This window comes from Parasphingomonas caseinilytica (assembly GCF_036663755.1).
Lineage (GTDB): Bacteria > Pseudomonadota > Alphaproteobacteria > Sphingomonadales > Sphingomonadaceae > Sphingomonas.
On record NZ_JAXOJL010000012.1, the window covers coordinates 1 to 19,583 of the forward strand.

The 19,583-nt window shown below is 63.3% G+C and carries 14 protein-coding genes and 2 pseudogenes; 9 read left to right on the forward strand and 7 right to left on the reverse strand.

Annotated features, from left to right (window positions below; genetic code table 11):
* Both U1738_RS18925 and U1738_RS18930 read right to left on the reverse strand, forming a co-directional pair.
* Positions 1 to 193: pseudogene (locus U1738_RS18925) on the reverse strand (sensor domain-containing diguanylate cyclase); the annotation flags it as partial.
* Positions 186 to 425: a hypothetical protein gene (locus tag U1738_RS18930; RefSeq protein ID WP_332787056.1), complete on the reverse strand. Its 240-nt coding sequence runs from the start codon at positions 423 to 425 to the stop codon at positions 186 to 188. The pseudogene U1738_RS18925 and the gene U1738_RS18930, both read right to left, overlap by 8 nt.
* Before the next feature lie 358 nt (positions 426 to 783).
* Here U1738_RS18930 and U1738_RS18935 point away from each other — a divergent pair, with 358 nt between their 5' ends.
* Entirely contained in the window at positions 784 to 1,548 is a 765-nt protein-coding gene (locus tag U1738_RS18935; protein ID WP_332790592.1) for an EAL domain-containing protein, read from the forward strand.
* Positions 1,549 to 1,622: 74 nt separating this feature from the next.
* On the opposite strand, the gene U1738_RS18940 is transcribed toward U1738_RS18935, so the two are convergent.
* The 3 genes from U1738_RS18940 to U1738_RS18955 form a co-directional block, all read right to left on the reverse strand.
* Entirely contained in the window at positions 1,623 to 3,287 is a 1,665-nt protein-coding gene (locus U1738_RS18940) for a GNAT family N-acetyltransferase (RefSeq protein WP_332790593.1), read from the reverse strand.
* Positions 3,288 to 3,457: 170 nt separating this feature from the next.
* The gene (locus U1738_RS20330; protein ID WP_443027052.1) at positions 3,458 to 4,174 is read right to left on the reverse strand and encodes a winged helix-turn-helix transcriptional regulator; all 717 of its coding nucleotides are present in this window, start codon (positions 4,172 to 4,174) and stop codon (positions 3,458 to 3,460) included.
* A gap of 4,090 nt (positions 4,175 to 8,264) precedes the next feature.
* A complete protein-coding gene (locus U1738_RS18955; RefSeq protein ID WP_332790595.1) occupies positions 8,265 to 9,989 on the reverse strand; it encodes a hypothetical protein in 1,725 nt (574 codons plus the stop codon).
* Positions 9,990 to 10,218: 229 nt separating this feature from the next.
* Between U1738_RS18955 and U1738_RS18960 the strand changes: the two genes are divergently transcribed.
* The 6 genes from U1738_RS18960 to U1738_RS18985 all read left to right on the forward strand — a co-directional run bounded on the left by U1738_RS18960 (position 10,219) and on the right by U1738_RS18985 (position 17,373).
* Entirely contained in the window at positions 10,219 to 11,559 is a 1,341-nt protein-coding gene (locus tag U1738_RS18960) for a Dyp-type peroxidase (protein ID WP_332790596.1), read from the forward strand.
* On the forward strand, positions 11,559 to 12,479 hold the full coding sequence (locus U1738_RS18965) for a trypsin-like serine peptidase (RefSeq protein ID WP_332790597.1): 921 nt from the start codon (positions 11,559 to 11,561) through the stop codon (positions 12,477 to 12,479). The genes U1738_RS18960 and U1738_RS18965 overlap by 1 nt, the downstream gene beginning before the upstream one ends.
* Before the next feature lie 51 nt (positions 12,480 to 12,530).
* Positions 12,531 to 13,043, forward strand: a complete 513-nt coding sequence (locus U1738_RS18970; RefSeq protein WP_332790598.1) for a hypothetical protein — start codon at positions 12,531 to 12,533, stop codon at positions 13,041 to 13,043.
* Positions 13,044 to 13,082: 39 nt separating this feature from the next.
* A complete protein-coding gene (locus tag U1738_RS18975; RefSeq protein ID WP_332790599.1) occupies positions 13,083 to 14,180 on the forward strand; it encodes a hypothetical protein in 1,098 nt (365 codons plus the stop codon).
* Between the two features lie 323 nt (positions 14,181 to 14,503).
* The gene (locus tag U1738_RS18980; protein ID WP_332790600.1) at positions 14,504 to 15,838 is read left to right on the forward strand and encodes an MFS transporter; all 1,335 of its coding nucleotides are present in this window, start codon (positions 14,504 to 14,506) and stop codon (positions 15,836 to 15,838) included.
* Entirely contained in the window at positions 15,835 to 17,373 is a 1,539-nt protein-coding gene (locus U1738_RS18985; RefSeq protein WP_332790601.1) for a fatty acyl-CoA synthetase, read from the forward strand. The genes U1738_RS18980 and U1738_RS18985 overlap by 4 nt, the downstream gene beginning before the upstream one ends.
* Here U1738_RS18985 and U1738_RS18990 read toward each other — a convergent pair.
* Positions 17,344 to 17,658 carry a hypothetical protein gene (locus U1738_RS18990; RefSeq protein ID WP_332790602.1) on the reverse strand — a complete coding sequence of 105 codons (315 nt, stop codon included), beginning with the start codon at positions 17,656 to 17,658 and terminating at the stop codon, positions 17,344 to 17,346. The genes U1738_RS18985 and U1738_RS18990 overlap by 30 nt on opposite strands.
* A 56-nt stretch (positions 17,659 to 17,714) precedes the next feature.
* Here U1738_RS18990 and U1738_RS20335 point away from each other — a divergent pair.
* Positions 17,715 to 17,873 (forward strand): annotated as a pseudogene (locus tag U1738_RS20335) (hypothetical protein); the annotation flags it as partial.
* Positions 17,874 to 17,938: 65 nt separating this feature from the next.
* The gene (locus U1738_RS20340; protein ID WP_443027050.1) at positions 17,939 to 18,436 is read left to right on the forward strand and encodes a hypothetical protein; all 498 of its coding nucleotides are present in this window, start codon (positions 17,939 to 17,941) and stop codon (positions 18,434 to 18,436) included.
* Here the strand turns inward: U1738_RS20340 and U1738_RS19000 are convergent.
* A complete protein-coding gene (locus tag U1738_RS19000) occupies positions 18,388 to 19,551 on the reverse strand; it encodes a cytochrome P450 (protein WP_332790603.1) in 1,164 nt (387 codons plus the stop codon). The two genes, U1738_RS20340 and U1738_RS19000, sit on opposite strands and share 49 nt — an antisense overlap.
* Positions 19,552 to 19,583: the final 32 nt, after the last annotated feature.

Here is a 19,583-nt window from a genome sequence, read left to right on the forward strand (position 1 = left end):
CGATACCGCGCTTTGCCTTGAACCATTGCCGGTCGCGATCAACAAGCGTCACTGTTGCCATCGGGACGGCCAGCACCGTCCGAACAAGGGTGACGATCTTCTCGAATGGCTCTTCGAGCGCGGTGTCGAGTACGTCCAGCCGTCGCAGTGCGGCAACCCTCGCGTCATCGTCGTGCAACTGGGTGTCATCCATGATGCTCTTCCTTCATCATGGCGCGGATGGCGACCGTAAGGTCATCGGCATAACTGTCGACCAACGTGCGAACGCTGGCGGCAACCACGTCTTCGCCTAATCCGGCGGCTCGCAGGCTATCGACAAGAGACGATAAATGGGACTGATGCCGCAGCACGCTGTCTAAAAGTTGTGGAGGTATCTCGAGCGGTTGCGCCGAGGTAGGCGTCGGTTGAAGTTGATCGATACGCACAGGATCGTCCTCAGAAGCGGAGATGACAGCGCTAGGGTCCAATGGTTAAAAGGTCGGAAACGAATTTTGACCAGAGACTGCGTGCGATGGCTGAGGTGCCGTCGAAGCCGCGGCTTATCGGTTCACCGGCAGCCACGATGATGTGCATCAATACCGGATAATGCCTGCTCAAAAATCCTTCATCGATGCATTATCGATTAGGACAATACGACATTTGCAGTGTCGGAGCATCACGGTGCTGGAAAGCGACTACATATATCCGATTTGGCGAAATAGCCTAAGCCGCTGCATTTGGTTAACCTAAGTGTGGCAGTTCCCGGTGCTGAGGAAACACGCGTGATCGGAAGGTCTACCGAAAATGAGCTGCGACGGCTGCAAAAACGGCGACGCTTTGGAATTCGAGATCTCGATGGCATTTCAGCCGATCGTCGATCTGACAACACAGCTTCCTTTCGCGTACGAAGCGCTCGTTCGCGGTCCGTGCGGTGAATCTGCAGCGAGCGTTCTAGCGCAGGTAAATCCGGGCAACCGTTACGCTTTCGATCAGCGTTGCAGGGTCCGCGCGATTGAGCTGGCGACCGCCGCAGGCATCCTGAATGGCGGGGCGAAACTTTCGATCAACTTCTTGCCAAATGCAGTCTATTCGCCCGCAGCGTGTATCAAGTTGACCCTGGCAACCGCGAAGGCTGTCGGTTTACCATCCTCTCGGCTGATTTTCGAATTCACCGAAAACGAAGAGATGGTCGATCCCGCGCACATCGCGCATATTGTTAAAAGTTATCAGCAAATGGGGTTTGGCACGGCGCTCGATGACTTTGGCGCAGGCCATGCCGGCCTGAACCTGTTGGCAAGATTTCAGCCTGACATTATTAAGCTGGACATGGAACTGGTCCGTGGAATCGAAGCAAGCATGCCACGGCGAATGATCGTCGATGCCGTCATCAAGCTAGCGGCGGCAATGGGTATCCTTGTGATCGCAGAGGGCATCGAGACCGAGGCTGAGTTAAGCACGCTGACACAACTGGGCGTCCGCTATATTCAGGGCTTCATTTTTGCTCAGCCGATGCTTGCAGCACTTCCCGCGATTTCGATCCCGTACGAAAATATTTCTTTGCGCGCCTGAGTTTGCTGAAGTCAGCAATGATTTGGCCAGATCACGCAGCCGAACAAACCGATCTAAAAAACTCGTCCCTGCGACTAACCCCCACCAGGCGCTTTGGTGCCGCGTGGACGCGCTTCGGGTATAACGGTATCGCGTTTGCCACCTTCTTTCCATTCGATCCGGTACAAGTCGAAGCGTCGATCGGCGAGGTTGCGTACAGTACCTTCAGCGCGCGCCCAGGTGAGATCGGCCAGGTTCACATCGGCTATCGTCACCGTCTCGATATTTTCACTGGCCTCAGCAGCGATGCCATCGCGAGCGAACGGAAAGTCGCAGGGTGTCAGAATGCAGGACTGAGCATATTGAATGTCCATATTATCGACCCCGGGGAGATTGCCCACGTTACCTGATAGTACCACAAAACACTGGTTTTCGATCGCGCGTGCCTGCGCGCAGTACCGCACCCGCATATACCCTTGGCGATTATCGGTGCAGAATGGGACAAAGATGATACGAGCACCCTCGTCGACGAGGCGGCGCGCAAGTTCGGGGAACTCGCTGTCGTAGCAGATCAAAACGCCGATTGGGCCGACGTCGGTCTGGATTACGTCGACGGAATTGCCTCCCTTGATTTTCCACCAATATGCCTCGTTTGGGGTTGGGTGGATCTTTTCCTGGGAGTGGATCGATCCGTCGCGAAGGCACACATAGGCAATGTTCTGGACGCTCCCGTCTTCGACGCGCGTCGGATGCGACCCTCCGATGATGTTTATATTGTACCGCAACGCCATCCGCGAAAGCTCGGCGACGATGGGCGCGCGGTGCTCCGTCATCCGGTCGATTGCTTCGATCGGTGACAGCACTTCTGGTTCAAACGACAGCAGAGACATTGTGAACAGCTCGGGAAAAACTACGAAGTCCGAACGATATTCCGCAGCAACGTCGACGAAATATTCGACGTTTTTGACGAAGGCGGCAAAGTCGTCGACAGCACGTGCTTGGAATTGCACGGTAGCGAGCCGGACGCTTTCAACATCGCGCGGTACGCGAAACGCGATTGGCTCGTTTGGGTCAACGTAGGGATTGCGCCAGATCATATGCGCGGCAAACCCGTCTGACGCTTTGTCGAACGGGAGATATCGCTCCAGCACACGAAGCGGCGTGAAGCCATTCGAAAGCTGAAATCCGATTACTTGATCGCGAAACTCCCCGGCTACGACCCGGGCAAGATAATCATCAGGACCGGTCACCTTGGCTTTGATGCGCGCATAGCCCGGCATACGCCCGCCGAAGACTATACCACGCAGTTCCAGCCGCTCAGCCAGCACGCGTCGAGCCTCGTAAAGGCGTTTGCCGATGCGTAGCCCGCGGTGACCTTCGTCCACCGCCATTTCGATCCCGTATAGCCAGTCGCCGGTGGCGTCGTGCCGGCTGCCAAACCCGTTGCCCGTGATGGTCGCCCAATCATGCGGAGACAGAGCGATCGCCTCGTCGATGCGCGAGGACGCGCAATATCCGACGATCGCGCCTTCAAAAATGGCAACGAACTGGCCTTGCGGAAAATTGTTAATCTGACCGCTGATCTGGCCAGCGCTGTAATTTTCTATTCCAGGATAAGCGCGGCTGATTAGCGCCAAGATACCCGGTACGTCTCCCGGAACTGCAATTCGGACCTCGAGAGTCGCAGGAGTCTTGCTTGGCACGGTTCGCTCCAAAAAATCTAAAAGCACCAACGAGTAGTCACGACGCGCCTGAGGCATCGCGTCCGACCTGGGTCTCTAACGTATTTACGGACGCGGCTGCGATGACAAAAATTTAAGAACACCGGAGCTGCTCATGCAGCGACCGTTGAAGCTCGGCCACTCCGGACGAAATTTCCCTGCAGTTTGTCGAAATTCTTTTCGATCCGGAAATGACGAGGCAAATAATGTCAACGGACTGCGTCGGATGCAACGCTCCTCACGGCGCGCGAAGTGGCTCCGATAGCGAATATCTCAGTTGTGTCAGGGCATATTCGACGATGGGGTAACGTGGAATCCACTATCCGGCTGACCATGCTGTCGCGATTAAACGCTTTCAGCGGTCGGGTCCGCATCTGCTGCGAGATTCCACCCATCGTGCGCTTCAAGTCGTTGAAGCGCCAAAAACGCACCACTAGCACCGAGACGATCATCACAGTCCACTTGTCGCCGACCAGCGAAAGCACGCGTTGCACACTGATCACGACGGTGTGCCGATCAGGTATTGTATCGTCGCGCGGCTGGGCAGGAAGAAGTATCCGCCCGCCCGAAGGGAGACGTAGGATCGTACGTTGTCTACCTGGATTGGGCCGGGCGCGGTGGGAATCGTGAACTTGCCGGTTTGCATCAGACGGCTGCCCAGCAGGGGGTCCGGCTCGCCGGTCAGCCCGTGGAACGAGGTCGCGTTCGACCATGTACGCTGCACGAACTCGAACTGTCGCTCGATGTCCGCGCAGAGCGCGACGAACAGCAGGCCCTTGCGCGGCTTCTCGCCGCGGCGGGCGTAGTCGTAGCTGCGACCGCGACGCAGCAGCCGGTGCCGGTTTGTGATTCGCTGCTCGTCCACGTCGCCCGGCTCGAGGCTGTCGCGTGGGTTGGTCCGCCGGATATGCGCCCCGAGCGGGCATTGCAGGCCGCGCGGATCATCCGTGCCGTAGGCGAAGTCGTTTTCCGGCGTGTCCTCGTCGTTCAGCGACGCCGGCTCGGTCGGATTGCCTACCAGCGGCGAGCCATCCCTCCATCGCCCGATGATTTTTGCCGCGATCCATTCTCGATCGATCCTCGCGCCAGTGAAGGCGGAGAGATCGGGATACTTCTTCGCGAGATCCTTTGCGTGCCGCTCGATTGCCCTGTCGAAGCCGTCGACGTCCTGGTCGAGTTGGCGGATCACCATGAAGCTGCCGTTGCGCCCGAGGTCGCGCAGTTCCGCGGCAGGCGACTGATCCCCGTACCGCGGGAACCGCCTGGCCTCGGTGGCGGTGACCGTCGGCAGCGAGTTGTGCACGTCCAGCTCGGCCCCGACCGCGATCGGGGGCGTGAAGAAGCCCTGGTCGTTCCGGTATCCAAGAAGAAACTCGCCTGCGGAGATCAGGTCCCGTGGCGACGGCTTCACGCGCGCGCGCTGGCTGCCACAGATCGCCGGTTGGGAAATGCCATCCCGAAAGCCGAAGTGTTCGCGGCGCGAGACGCCGGCTCCGCCCGGTCCGGGAACGGGCGCGCAAGGGACGGCGTCGATCAGCCTGCCTCCGAGTATCTCGAGCAGCAGCCGGTGGTTCGCCACGAGGCGCTCGTGCGCGGCATCATCGGAGTCGCCATCGGTCCCCGCAATCGTCGGTTCGTTGCCGTAGATCGTGATCACCGCATCGACCGTCCGCTCGCCGACACCGCTGTCGTTCCAGGGGCACCCGTGGCCATCGCCGTCGCCGAGCAGCCGCGTCCGTCCCGCCATCCCCATCAGGAACGCGGGCGGGAACGCATCGAGACCGCTGCCCTGGCCGACGCCGCAGCGCTGCAGACCGAAGCTGGTCAGCCCGAGCGTCAGTCCGCCGTCGTCGACCGGTCGGTCCCCGAAGGCGATCTGGGCCTCGGGCGGCAAACGGTACCGCGTCGCGCGGGCGTTGCCCGTCCGCAGCGCGAGCGCCACGCCGTCGGGCGGGCGTCGTTCGGATATCCGCCAGTGCGGCGGCAGGCCGACGAGTGCGGGTGGCGCGCTGAACGCTATGCCGCTCACGGCCTGCAACCACATGCTCAGCGCATCGCGATCCTCGGGCAGCCTTACGAACAAGCTGGTCGCGTAATGCTGCCGGCCGAAGCCGGTGAAGACGATGGACTGGGCCTCCTGTGCCTCCAGCTCGCCATCTTCGCGCTGCGCGGATCCGAAGCAGGTGAGCCAGCGGCGCGCGTCGGTGTCGTTCGCGGCGCGGGCGAGACCGTCCTCGATCATCGCGTTGTTGCGGATCTGCTTCGTGGTGAGGTGTGGATAGCGGCTGTACCAGAACGAGGTCGGACGCTGCTGCCGCCTGACCCAGCGCTTGAACCGGTCGCCGTCAGCGGCACCGTCGAGGATCAGGAAGCGTGTGCGCGGGAAGCCGACGCCGTTGCCCCAAGCGGCCGACTGCCCCGGGTGCGCGCGGGTCACGAAGTCCTCGAGGTAGCTCTCCCAGCTGCCGTCGTAGTTCGATAGGAACACGAACTGGTTGGTTCCCCGCACGCGGAACCACTTGGCCTTGTGTATCGTCCCCATGGTGACGACGAAGCCGGGGCGAAACCAGAACGTGACGCTCTGCTTGATGCCCCACATCGCGAACGCGAAGATGAAGCGGCGGAATAGGCCCGGTTTGAATGGCATGACCGCGATGATGTGGTTCTGCTCGTAACCAGGTTCGTCCTCGCGACGGGCTATCTCGCGGACGCATGCGAGCTCGGGCGCCCGCTCGTCGACGGTGTCGCTGGTCTCGTGCCACCGCAGCAGGGCGACGAGCACCGTGAGCACGATCGCGCTCGCCAGCGCGATGGTCAGGAAACTGCCGACTAGGGCGGCGGTCACTGCCCAGAACCAGCCGAGCGCGGTTGGACGGATCGGACAGCCGTTCCAGCCGATCGAGAGTGCGACGGCGACGTGCAGCACCACGGCGCCGACGACGAACGGCCTGAACGACGGCGATGCGACCATGGTGGCTGCGGGCGCCCATATCGACTTGGGAGGGACCCAGTCCGCGATCTTGAGGCGTCTGCGACCCGGTCGGATGATCGCGTAGCGCAAACTGGCCGCCTTAGAGAACAGGTCCTTCCATGCGCGGCCGCGCAACGCATAGAGGCCGTCCTGCTTGAGGAAGCGGCGCACGTGCATCAGCGCGTCCATCGCGCGCGTGGTGTTTCCCAGATTGCTGGCAAAGAAGTGGGCGAGCGCCTCCCGTGCGAACGTCGCGAGACGTTCCTGCCGCGCGATGTCCGCGACCGAGAACTCCTCCGTGCCGTTGAAGTTTACCCCGGTTTCGCCCCACGGCCGGGTGCGCAACGTCATTGCGCCGTCCCGGAGGAGGTCGGCGAGCGCGTCGGCGTCCGTCGGTGGTGCGCCGTCGGCGGTGCAATGCGCGTAGATCGGCGCGAGCCACGCGAAGCCCGACTTGGCTACCGCGCTGATCGCCCGGTCCTGTCCGCCATCGGCGTTGATCTCGAACAGCAGGATGGCCTTTTCGGAATGGGGGCCGGATTCGATCGCTGATAGCGACGCGAAGTGCACCAGCCCGGTCTCCGCCAGCGTCTTGGCGATGTCGCCCCTGGCCGGGTTTCTCAGCTGCTCGATCTGGATCGACAGGGCTGCGACGCCCACCCCATCGCACGCGGGCGAGGCGATGATGACCATCGATTGGCCAGCAAGTGGATCGTCGAACGTCATGTCCAGGCGCGTCGGGAACGGTCCGGTGCGGAACATCGTCCCGTCGGCGCCGGGTGCCGGGGTGAGGTCGGGCAGCCGGAGCAGCACTGCGAATATCTCAACCAGCTGGGTCATCGCGATCTGGGCCCCGAGGCAGGCGTGCGGGCCGTCGCCGAACATTAGCCACGCCGCGCGCCTCGGGTCCTGCCGCACTTCGCGCGCAACCCGTCCATCGCGCAGCGCCGACATCACGGCGACCAGGATGACGTCGTCGCTGCGAACCCGCCGGGCGCGCCACGTGTCCGGTGCTATAACACCGTCGCGGCCGACGCTCCGCCATTGTCCCGGCGAAAGCGCGGGATTAAGCCGCGCCGCCTGGAGCAGCGCGACCTCGAGCGCCGCCTTGTCGCCCTTGGTGGCGGCTGTGCGCGCCGTCGCCATCAGACCGGGGTCGTCCAGCAGTTGCTCCAGGATGTTGCCGCAGGCGAGCGTGTTGGTCGGGATAAGCGCGGTCGCCAATCCGAGCAGCGAGGCGCGCACGAGCGGGGGGGGCATCTTCGCCTGGGTGACGAGCCGGTCCGCCAGCGTCGTGTGCTTGCGTCGACTGCGCGGGTGCTTCACGTTGTTGGCAGTGATGCGCGCGACCGCGTCGTCGAAGGTGGCGCGCAGGTGTGCCGCCGCAATCGTGCCCTGCCGACGCGTGTTGGCATCCCCGAACGGGTCGCCGAACAGCATCGCCGAGACCGCCATTGTCCATTCCGCGAAGGTGTCGGGATCGCTCGGCGACACGCCGAGGTAGGTGCAGCATACCTCGGTCGCGCAGCGGGTGACGAAGTCCCGCATCACGTCGATCCGCCCGCCGCTCGCCTCCACAAGTGCGGTGGCGTGGTCATGCGTCAGTCTTGCGATCTCGGCGAGGTCGCCTGGTTCGAAGTGCCGGTGCAGCTGGGCGCGGAGCGCGGCGTGTTCTTGGCCTTCCATGCCGAGCACCGAATTCTGGGCTCCGCCCAGCTCGGTCATCTCGGGTGCATAAACGTTCGGGAAGGTCACGTCATCGGTCAGCACCGCCCGAACGTCGGCCTCTCGCGTGACGATCACGAGCCGCCCGATGCGCAGGTTCGGGCAGAACGTCCGCAGGATGGCGAAGGCCGCGGGCATAACCCGTCGAAATACCACGCGCGAGAGTCGCTGGCCGAGCCTGCTGCGTAGCGCCAGGCTCTGGAAGTCGAACAGCGGGAGCGGTGCTGGCGGCTTCGCCCGGTCGGCCGCTTGCTGGGCGAGGATCGTGTCGAAATACTTGAGCTTCAACATCCTGTATCCTCCGAAGCTGGCGGGATGGTTTAGGCGGCCGGTTCCCCGGCTGCGACGAGGCCCTGGTTCAGGACAGCGATCCAGTTTCGGTCCGCGAAGGGTAGCCACTCGAGTTCCTCGACGGCGAAAGTCGGCCGCGCCCGCCTGAGGTCGGATAGCGCACGCTTCGCCTCGTCCTGCCGGTCGAGCGCCACCAGGCTGGTGATGCGGATGACGTGCGCGAAGGAGTAGGCTGGCCGGCGCGCGAGCGAGAGCTCGGTGAACTCGAGCGCCGACGCGTGGGCGCCGAGCATGAGGTGCGCGATCGCCATCTCCGCCAGTATGTAGAACACCTGGCCATCGAGCGGGCTGAGGCGCAGCGCCGTCTCCAGCGGACCGAACGCAGCCTCCGGGCGCCCGGTCAGATAGTGGTTGCTGCCCGACTGCGCATAGGCCGACGCTAGACTTGGGTTCAGCCGGATCGCTTCGGCGAACAGGCTCTCGGCGCGGGCGTGGTTGCGCAGCCACATCTCGGCCATCCCGGTGAGCAAGTAGCCGCGCGCGTCGAAGCCGTCGGCTGCCACCGCGCGTAGCGCGGTCGCCCGCATCGCGGCGATTTCGTCCGGCGACTCCCGCCTTGACCAGATCGTCCAGGCCTTGGCGAGCGCCGACTGGATCAGCACCTCCGCCGAGTTCGGCTTGGCCTGGAGCGATCGGCGGAGCAGGTCGTCGGCGATCGCCGCGTCCTCGCGCGACAGGCGCCCGAGATGCCAGCGCGCACGCCAGACCATCTCGTCGATGTCGAGCTCGTCGACGGCGCGGTTGATCACGAGGGTCTGCTGGGCGGTGTCGACATAGGCGTCGAGATTGGCGACGACGTCCTGGGCGAGCGCCCCGAGTGCCGAGTGCGTCACGCCGCCGTCCAACTGGCGCCGCACCGACCAGAGTAGCTGCGCCCGCTTCGCGTCGAACAGGGAGACCTGCAGGTTGAGCGCGTCGTCGCGCGTCGTCAGCTGACCCCTTACGACGTAGCTCGCACCCACGAGCTGCCCGACCGCGCTGGAGGTCAGCTGGGTGACCCCCCCGTCACCGCTCGACGCCAGAGCGATGACCGGGATCCAGCGCAGTCGCGACAGGCGGTCGATTAGGTCCTCGGTGATGCCGCCTGCCCACATGTCCATCGTGGGATCGCCTGTCGTGTTCGCGAACGGCAGCACCGCGATGGCGGGCCTTCCGCTGAAGCCCGGGGCCGGTTGCGACACGTCCAGGATCCGCTTCGGCAGTGGATCGGGCGTCGGCGGCCGCGCCTTCCGCGGCGCCCCCCGACCGTCGAACCGGGCGCGCTGGTCGCGCAGCCACTCCTCGAAGCCCTCCTCGCCCGGAATGTCGAGACCTTCGAGGAACTGTGCCGGCGAAAGGGCTGACGCGGGCTGGTCGGAGGTTTCCCAGTCGCGCACGTCGATCGAGAACCTGCTCAGGTTGAGTGCGATGCGGTCGCGGTCGGCGGCGATCGGCACGCCCCCGTTCGTCCGCAGCACCAACCGCAGGTTGGCGAGTTCGCGACGGAGGCTGCCCTTCGCCTGATGGGAGGCGCGCGAGCCCCATAGTCGCTCCTCGAGCCAGCTGCGGGATCGTTCGCCGCTGGGCGCGGTGGCGAGCAGTGCAAGCAATGCCGACCCCTTCCGGCTGTTGATGTCGATCCGGACCCCGTCCGGACCGAACAGTCGCAGCGGACCCATCAGTTCGAGCCGTAGTGCGTCCGTCCGATCCTCCATGCCGCCATCCCCCCGCCCACAACAGAGGTCTAGCCGAGCCGTTGATCTATTCACGCTATTTTTCACGCGCGGTGGACGGGACTTTCACGGTGGGCGGATCGCCTCGCGCTATTCGAGCTATCAATCCGCCGCTTCGGGCGGTTGCAACAAGTCTCGGGAGCAGACCATGCCATTGACCGATTCGGATCTGAGTGCGCCGATCGATTGGACCGATCCGCGCTTCCACCCGATGCTGGCGGACCTGCAGGGGCACATCCTGAAGCATCATGGGCGTGACCACGCCAACCATCTGCTGCTCCGGTTCGACGGGGACTTGGACCAGACGCGCACGGCGCTGGCGCGGATCGGCAGGCATGTGCTGTCCGCGCTGGACCAGCTGCGGCAGGTCGAAGCACACAAGTCGCCGCTCGCGCAGGACGGCGGCACCGCGGTCTTCGTCTATCTCACTGCCACAGGCTACGCCAAGCTCGGCCTGCAGGGCCCGGCCGATCCGGCATTTCGTGACGGCATGAGGAACCGGGCGCAGCTGTCGGACCCCGATCCTGCGACCTGGGAGGAGCATCACCGCTCGCAGATCGACGCGCTGCTCATCATCGCGGACGTCAATGACACGAAGTCGACGGCTGTCGAGACCAACTTCCTGCCGATCCTGAGTGCCGGCGGCATCACGATCACCGGCCGCGACGTCGGGCGGGCTCTGAAGGACGCCGATGGCGTCGGGCATGAGCATTTCGGCTATGTCGACGGCATCAGCCAGCCGCTTCTGCTCGCCGACGACGTGGTCCGCGAGGACGCGCAGATGGGCAAGGACGGGTGGGATCCGGCGTTCGGACCCGGCGACGCGGCGCTGGTGCGTGATCCCAGCGGCGCCTCGCCTGACAGCTTCGGCAGCTACATGGTCTACCGCAAGCTCGAGCAGAACGTACGCGGCTTCAAGAAGGCCGAGCGGAAACTCGCCACCAGAATGGGTTTCGGCGAGCAAGACCCGCGCCGTGAACGCGCCGGCGCGATGGTCGTGGGCAGGTTCGAGAACGGATCGCCAGTGGTGCTGTCGGAGTTCGACGCCCCCGCCAACCCGACCAACAACTTCAACTACGCGCTGCCTAGCGGGGCGAGCGACCCCGACGGTCTAAAATGCCCGTTCCACGCGCACATTCGCAAGGCCAATCCGCGGGGCGACACCGGCGATGGTACGGGCGAGCGCACCCATCTCATGCCTCGCCGCGGCATCCCGTTCGGGGAACGCGCGGACGACTGGACCAGCGACGACGACGACACCAAGCCGGATCGCGGCGTCGGCCTGATATTCATGGCGTTCAACCGCGACATCGCACGACAGTTCGAGTTCACCCAGGCGTCCTGGGCGAACAATCCCGACTTCATCTTCGGGCGAGATCGCCCAGGCCTCGATCCGGTGATCGGGCAGGGACAGCGCGAACTGCAGGTGTGGCGACGCGACTGGAACGATCCAGCCTCCCCGACGGTCAAGTTCCAGTTCGAGCAGTTCGTCACCCTGCGCGGCGGCGAATACTATTACGCGCCGCCAATCAGCTTCCTAACGGGGCTGTAATGACGTTCGAGGTCTCGAAGGTCCTTAGCGACCTTGACGACGGCGCCAGGGATTACTTTCGGCGCTCGACGCTTACACCCGTGCGTGCGCTAGGCAGTGACGAGCGGAGCAGGGAGGAGCTCGGGAAGGTGCTCGAGGGCATGCGCTCGCTGGGGCCGCGCGACGAGGAGAAACAGATCGGTCCAGACGATCGCAAGGCTCGCGGGCGCCTCGAGGCAAGCGTCTACCCGTGGGTTCGGATCTGCCGCCTCCGGATACGCTGTCCGGACCAAAACGGGCAGCCAGTCGGAGTGGGCTGCATCGGCACCGGATGGTTCGCCGGACCCAAAACGATCATCACCGCAGGCCATGTCCTCTACGACGTGAACTGGCCGAAGCGGGGGGAGACGACGCCTGCATGGGGGGCGATGGCCGACGTGTGGATCGGCTACCGCGAGGGATTGGCGCTCGGCCATGCCAACTCGGCACGGTTCCGCGTCACGAACTCCTGGAAGGCGTTCGTCGATGCGGGAGCCGACGAGGCCGGGCGCCGTTCCCAGATCGACCTGGGCTGCATTCAGCTCGGTGAATCGCTTTTCGACTTCCCCAAGTATTTCGATCTGAACGGGGCTGGCGACGCTGCGCTCACGGGGCAGATCGCGACAATATCCGGCTACCCCACCGACCGCGACGCGTCCCAGATCCAATATAGCGGTTCGGGCGCGATCGGCGATGTCTCGCCTAGCTTCTTCTATCACCTGATCGACACCTACGGCGGCCAGAGCGGTGCGCCGGTGTGGCTCGGCGGGACCGGCGTCGATCAACCCTCGGTTGTCGGGATCCATACCGGCGGCAGCGAGGAGGAGGCGCGCAACTGGGCGGTCCGGGTGACGGGCGATGTCAAGGCACTGATCCAGCGGTGGGTGGACGAGAACCCGTGAGCCCGTTCGTGCCTTGCATCCTGGGATTGCGCTTCGAGAGGAGGAACTGACGTGGGAACGCTTGCATCCGTGTCGAACGATCTGCCTGAGGGAGCGGCGCCCGCCGTCAGTAGCGTCGCTGTGGACAGCCGCGACGTGGCGTCGGTGCCGGTCGTGGAGTCGCCTGTGGTGGTGCCGGCGACCGCCGTCGCGCCGAAGCCGCCGGTGAATGTCGTCACGATAGTCACGGCGATCGCGATACTCGCGCTGTTCGCGTGGCTCTTCGCCGTCATGCTAGACCGGGCAGTCCCCTCCAAGGACTGGGACCGCTACCTTGCGCTCTACAACAGCGTACAGTCGATCGTCGCCGCGGCCGTGGGGGCGCTTATGGGTGCACAGGTCAGCGCGGGCCTGGCCGTGGTCGCCCGTGCTGAAGGTGCCGCGTCGAAGCAGCGGGTGGAGAGGCTCGAGGGCAACATCAAGAGTTTCCAGGCGGACGTCGTCAACGGCGGAGCGGCATCGGAGTCCGGCGATCTAACCAGCCGAACGCGGCTGCTCGCCCGCGCGATCGCGCTTCTCCACTGATCGCCGAGATGTTCATGATCAACAGCAAGGGGACCCGAAATGAAGATCGTACCTGCAGCCGCGGCTGCCAGTCTGGTGGTGACAGGCTGCGCCCAGACGCCGCACGCGACGATCAGCTATCCGCTGACCCGGACCGACGCGGCGATCACGGTCGTCCGCACAGTGAAGTGCGACAAGGACGATCTGCCGCACATCGTCGACGTACCGGCCGTCGCCGTCACGTTCGGTGCCGATCCGAAGGCGACTGGAACGCTCGATACGTCGAAGCTGGACGGCGTGTTCGCCGACACCAGCCTCGACATGCACTTCGCCGCCGACCAGCGCCTGAAGACGGTCAACGCGGAGGCGACCGGCCAAGGCGAGACCATCCTCAAGGCGGCGATCTCGCTCGCTTCCTCGGTGTTCTTTCCGAAGCTCGGCGCGGAATCCGCGCAGGAACTGACCGGCATGCCGACGCCGGCTGCGGTTAAGGCCCAATGCAGCCAGCTCACCAAAGCCTTCGGAGCGGAGGCGATGACCATTTCCTACGCCGGGTCGCTCGATCTTCCGGACGTCAGCGGGCAGCCCGCGGCTCAGGTCGCTGCGAACAGGCGGATGGACTTCACGCTGAGTCCCGTGCCGCAGGACCTCGATCGCAGTCGCCGCTATGCGGCTCTGCTCGGAAGCGTCTGCGCCCGCTTCCAGACGCAGGATGCACCGAGGCCGCCGGTGGGTGATATCGCATCGCCGGGTGGCTATGCGACGCTCGACGCGCGCCAGCCGCGTTCAGCCGCGCTCCGCATCGCGGTAAGTCCGAGCACCGATGTCTGCCCGCTCAACGATCGGCTAGGCTTCATCTGGGCCGGCACGCTCGCGGTCGGGCAGTTGGGGACCCGCTACCGCATCCCGATTCCGCGCGCCGCCGTCTTCGGAAAGCAGTCGTTCGAACTGGTGCTCGACGACAGCGGTGGCCTCACGCAGATCAAATATGGCAAGTCGACCGGAGCCGGCCAAGCCATTGCCGTGGGACAGCAGGGCGTCGACGCGGTGAGGCCGTCAACCGACGTCGATCGTGCCGCCGCGATTGAAGCCGACATCGCTCTGCGCAAGGCGCAGGACCACCGAGCGAAGTGTTTTGCCGACCCTGCCGAGTGCTGAGATCGCCCGCATGTTTCCCGCGTCACGCCGACGCGGGAGATGCTGGTCACGCGCCACCTGAACGCGAAGCTGCGGCCGACAGCGAGGTCAGCCGCGACCTTCGTCAGGCCGCTAGTGCGATAGTCTACGCGAAGTTGCTCTCCGTTGCGCACTTCCGATGATTGCGATCGATACCGGTCTCGTTTTGAACCTATTCGAAAGAATGAAGGCCGTGAACTGCATGAGTTGCCAATATCTCGAAATTAACGCCTTAGCCTCTAAATAATTTAGCTGGACAATTTAAAGGTCTTATTTATAATTAGGATGATAATTAAAATGAGAGGATGTTTGTGGAGGAAGGCAGGGTAACGATCCGCGCCTGGGCGACGTTAGCCGTGCTGGGAACGCTCTATGTTCTCTCTTTCATCGATCGGTTCGTTATCGCCCTGCTGGTGCGGCCGCTGAAGGCGGAACTGGCACTGTCCGATCTCCAGCTAGGACTGCTGTTTGGTACTTTCTTCGCGCTGTTTTACGGGGCACTGGGATTACCAATCGCGCGACTCGCCGATCGTCGCAATCGCAAGTGGCTTGTCGTGGGCGGTGTCCTCCTCTGGTCCGCAGCGACGACCGCGTCCGCCTTTGCCGTGAACTATGCCACGCTTGCAGGATTGCGGTTTGGACTGGCGGTAGGGGAAGCGGCTCTGGTGCCGGCCGCTTTTTCGATGCTGACCGACATGTTCCCCCCTAGATGCCGGATAATGGCGGGAACGATCTTCAGCGCGTGCGGCATGCTCGGGGCGTCATGCGCCTTCCTGCTCGGTGCCGCAGTGCTTTCATGGGCGGAGGCTCATTCAGCATCGGTAGGAATATCGGCCTGGCGGTTGACCTTCCTAGCGGTAGGTCTTCCAGGCACGGTGATCGCCTTGGTCTTTGCCCTGACCGCGCGTGAACCCATCCGCAGGGAAAGCGGGGCGGCATCGACCATGCGTGGTGTGCTCGCCTATCTCGGAATGAACCGCAGATTGTACGCCGGCCTCTTCGTCGGTGCGGGCGCGGCGCAGATGATCAGCTATGCAGTGCTGGCGTGGTCGGTGACCCTGATGGAACGGTCCTTCGGTCTTTCAAGCGCGGTCGCGGGAACGCGGATCGGGCTGGCCACTGTCGTCGCCTCGGTCGGCGGCACGCTGATCGTGCCGACCCTTTTCCACAAGGTGATGGACCGGAGTCCGGTCCTGGCAAGCCAGATACCCGCCGTTGCCACCGGGATCGGTGGCGCCTTAATCGTAGTCGCCGCGACAATGTCGAACGCAACGGGCTTCTTGTTTGCCCTGACGCTCGGCGGCTTCCTGCTGATCGGTGCGACCAACGCGGTCGTCATCCTCGTTCAACCGCTGGCACCGTCAGAGATGCGGGCGACGCTCACCGCGCTGGTCCTGATCTGTATTAGCGGCGTCGGCATGGGGCTCGGACCGCCTGCAGTCGCCGTCGCGGCATCCTGGTGGGGTGACGCCGCGACGAGTGTCGCTGGAGGACTAGGAATCGTGGCCGCGGTCGGGATGATCGTTGCAGCCGGATCGTTCGCGATGGCGATCCAGCCTTTGTGCGGCGCGCTGGCGCGGATGGTCGCAAGCGATCGCGTCACGGGTTTTGACAGGCCTGAGCAGAAAGGTGCCGAATGAACGACGTAATCCTCGCCCGGTCGCAATCATTGTCTACCATTTTCCGAAGAGGCGCCGAGCGAAATGGCGACCGTGTGGCGATCATCTGTGGTGATGTCGTCTGGACCTACACTGCGCTTGACGAACTGGCCGACGCGCTGGCGCGGGGCCTGCGCGGACAGGGTGTCGCCAAGGGCGACCGCGTCGCGGTCCTCGCGCGCAACTCACATGGCTTCGTAGCGCTGCGGATCGCGGTTGCGCGGCTGGGTGCGGTCCTCGTGCCGGTGAATTTTATGCTCACGCCGGACGAGGCAAACTATATTCTCGATCATTCGGGAGCCCGTCTTCTGTTCGTGGACGCAAGCACGATCGATCTTGGTCACGCTGCCCGGCCTTCCAGCGTGGAAAACATCTTCGGTCTGCCGGGAGAACATGCACCGGCACCGGAGACGATACCGTCCTGGGATACGCTGTGCCTCGACGGCGACGCGGTGGAAGAGCAGGTCAACGGCGCGGACCTGCTGCAGATCATCTACACCAGCGGCACGGAGTCGCGGCCTAAGGGCGCAATGCTGACCCATGACGCGGTGCTGTGGCAATATCAAAGCTGTATCGTCGGCTGCGAATGGCAGCGAGAGGCCGTGGTCCTGCATGCACTGCCCCTGTTCCACTGCGCGCAGCTCGACGCGATACTGGGGCCAGCCCTGCAGGTGGGGGCGATTAACATCATCACGGCGACGCCGACTCCGGAAAATCTGATTCCGCTTCTCGCGACCCATCGGATCAGCGCTTTCTTTGCACCGCCGACAGTCTGGATCTCGTTGCTGCGATCATCGCTGTTCGATCAACACGATCTGTCGCATCTGAGGCAGGGATATTACGGTGCATCGATCATGCCGGTCGAGGTGCTGCACGAGCTTCGCCGCCGCCTTCCGCAGCTTCGATTGTGGAACCTGTACGGTCAGACGGAGATCGCACCAGTCGCAACGATCTTGTTGCCGCACGAACAGGAAACGCACGCGGGTTCCGCCGGTCGGGCAGCGCTTCACGTCTCGACGCGGGTGGTCGACGAGGCGATGGAGGACGTCGCGGTCGGTGACATCGGCGAAATCGTCCATCGCTCACCACAGCTGATGCAAGGCTATTGGAACGACGCGGAACGCACCGCCGCCGCGTTCAAGGGCGGCTGGTTCCACAGCGGCGATCTTGCGACGATCGATGCCGATGGCTACATCACGGTGGTCGATCGCATGAAGGACATGATCAAAACCGGCGGCGAGAACGTCTCGTCCCGTGAGGTCGAAGAGGCGATCTACTCGCATCCCGGCGTCGCCGAGGTTGCGGTGATCGGTCTGGCGGACGATCGCTGGATCGAAATCGTCGCGGCGGTCATCGTGCCGCGTGCCGATACGAAACTCAGTGAGGCGGACCTGATCGCGCATTGTCGGGGGCGGTTGGGTTCCTTCAAGGTGCCCAAGCGCATCGTTTTCGCCGAAGCGTTGCCCCGAAACGCCAGCGGCAAGATTTTAAAGCGTGAACTTCGTGATCTCGCTTAACGATGGCGCAGCGGGTATGGTCAGTCCGCTTGCGAGATCGAACGCCGTGACCCGCTTCGATTCCCTGATCGTCGGCGCCGGACATGGCGGCGCCCAGTTGCTGCAGGCCTGCGACAGCGCAAGTTCCTCGGCAGCATTGGGTTGATCGGCGATGAGCCGGAGTTGCCGTACGACCGGCCAGCGCCTTCGAAGGAATATCTGGCAGGCGAGAAGAGCTTCGACCGGATGTTGCTGAAGCCGGCCTCCTATTGGACCGAGTGTGACATCTCGTTTCTGCTCGGCCATCGCGTCGTCAAGATTGACGCAGCGTAACACTACACAACGTGCGGATATGGATTCCTGTGCGCTGGAAAGCCATCGCCGGCTGCCGCAGCAATCGATCGCGTGATTTCATCGATCAGATCGTTGCCGTCTGGACGGAAGGTGGGCTGTTCGCACAAAATGAAGGCATTCGTGCGAACGCATCAATCGACGGACTGGCCGGTCTGGAGCCCATTCAGGAAGGCGGCTCAATCACCGCCGGTAACGCAAGCCAGATGACCGACGGCGCATCTGCGATTCGGTCATGGACGAAACCGCGTCGCGGCGGCTCAATTTCGATCCGATCTCGCGGATCGTCAATATCACGGTCACCGCTGGCAATCCCGTCATCATGCTGGAAGAGCCCATACCGGCGATCTGCCTGGCCCTACCGAAAGCCGGTCTGGCATTGACGGACATCGACCTGTTTGAAGTGATCGAGGCCATTGCGTCAATTCCAATGCCGTGGCTGGAGGCGTTGTACGCTGACCCCGCCAAGCTCAATGTTAACGGCGGCGCCATCGCGCTGGGACATCCGCTGGGCGCAAGCGGAACCAAGCTGATGACGACGCTTCTGCACGCGTTGAAGGCAACCGATGCGCGCAACGGCTTGCAAAACGATGTGCGAAGATGGCGGCATTGCAAACGTCACTATCTTGGAACGGCTCTGAACGGAGGATATGCACGTGAAATGGTGGCGGAAACCTTGTCCCGTTACCACGCGATCGGGAGGGTGACGAAACCGCGGACCATGATGTGCTGAACGCGCCGCGCTCGGGCAAGGTCCAGTTCATAGTCGCCCAACACCGGCATAATCTCCTGAAGGATGACCTGTAGCATCGCACGAGCCGCATTTGAGCCCGCGCAAACATGCGGCCCCATTCCGAAACCGAAATGTCGCATGCGCTTCCGGCCGATATCGAACCGGTCGGGGTCGGGTATGGCCCGTTCGTCGCGGTTCGCCGATGCGTAGAACACAATCGCGCGGGAATCCGCAGGTATAACGGTGCCGGACACGTCGGTGTCCTGCGTGACGTGGCGTGCAAAACACTGCGTCGATGTGTCCCAACGAACCGCTTCGTGGATGGCAGCGGAGATCAGGGACGGATCGTTGATCACCTGTCGTCGCTGCTCAGGATGAAGCCACAGTGCGTGCATTAGATTCGGAAAGAAATGTCCAATGGACGCGCTTCCAGCCATCAGGACGGTGGAAAGATTGGCGACGATCTCCTCGTCGTTCAGCGGTGCGCCATCTTTTTTCGCGCTCAACAGCACGGAGAACAGGTCGTCGCCGGCGTCGACGTTTCGACGGTCTAACTGGCCCGCGAGGAACCTAGCGATCGCTTTAAAGTCCTCCGGCTGAAGGATCGCGCCCAACATGCCTTCATCTTGGTGGAACAACCCGCTGATGAGGTCGGTTGCCCGTTCAGATGCTTTCTGGTCCAGACCGAGCAACCGACCAAGCGCGTTGAAGAGGATCGGTCGCGCGAGATCTTCGATCAGATCGCCTTCTCGGCGCGCGGTGAGCAAGTCGAGCCGCCGCCGCGTTTCTTCGCGAATCGACGGAAGGACGAAATCGGTCCGCGCCGGACTTAGGCTGCGCTGAATCACACGCCGCAACTCATCGTGCCGCGGTGGGTCCATTGATCCCAGCGTCTTGCCAACGCGGGTTGGGGAGTCGACGACGACATTGCCATGCGCCGATGAGAAACTGTGATAGTCGGAGGTCGCACGTTCCACATCGGCGTAGCGCGTGATGAACCAAAGTCCGCTGTCCGGCTCCTGAAAGGCCGGTGCCTCATCTCGCAACCTACGATAGACTGGGTAAGGATCTTCAACGAACGCCGGGTCGGCAAGGTCGACGGTCAATGATGGCATGGCTATCTCTTTCGGTTCAAACCTGCAGCGCC

Bases quoted from the DNA above. Each gene is read 5' to 3' on its own strand.
- U1738_RS18940 (WP_332790593.1), bottom strand. From the start codon at position 3,287: ATGCCTCAGGCGCGTCGTGACTACTCGTTGGTGCTTTTAGATTTTTTG.
- U1738_RS18980 (WP_332790600.1), top strand. From the start codon at position 14,504: ATGTTTGTGGAGGAAGGCAGGGTAACGATCCGCGCCTGGGCGACGTTA.
- U1738_RS19000 (WP_332790603.1), bottom strand. From the start codon at position 19,551: ATGCCATCATTGACCGTCGACCTTGCCGACCCGGCGTTCGTTGAAGAT.
- U1738_RS20340 (WP_443027050.1), top strand. From the start codon at position 17,939: ATGGACGAAACCGCGTCGCGGCGGCTCAATTTCGATCCGATCTCGCGG.
- U1738_RS18985 (WP_332790601.1), top strand. From the start codon at position 15,835: ATGAACGACGTAATCCTCGCCCGGTCGCAATCATTGTCTACCATTTTC.
- U1738_RS18990 (WP_332790602.1), bottom strand. From the start codon at position 17,658: ATGGCCGAGCAGAAACGAGATGTCACACTCGGTCCAATAGGAGGCCGG.
- U1738_RS18965 (WP_332790597.1), top strand. From the start codon at position 11,559: ATGACGTTCGAGGTCTCGAAGGTCCTTAGCGACCTTGACGACGGCGCC.
- U1738_RS18960 (WP_332790596.1), top strand. From the start codon at position 10,219: ATGCTGGCGGACCTGCAGGGGCACATCCTGAAGCATCATGGGCGTGAC.
- U1738_RS18975 (WP_332790599.1), top strand. From the start codon at position 13,083: ATGAAGATCGTACCTGCAGCCGCGGCTGCCAGTCTGGTGGTGACAGGC.
- U1738_RS20330 (WP_443027052.1), bottom strand. From the start codon at position 4,174: ATGCCCGCTCGGGGCGCATATCCGGCGGACCAACCCACGCGACAGCCT.
- U1738_RS18935 (WP_332790592.1), top strand. From the start codon at position 784: ATGAGCTGCGACGGCTGCAAAAACGGCGACGCTTTGGAATTCGAGATC.
- U1738_RS18955 (WP_332790595.1), bottom strand. From the start codon at position 9,989: ATGGAGGATCGGACGGACGCACTACGGCTCGAACTGATGGGTCCGCTG.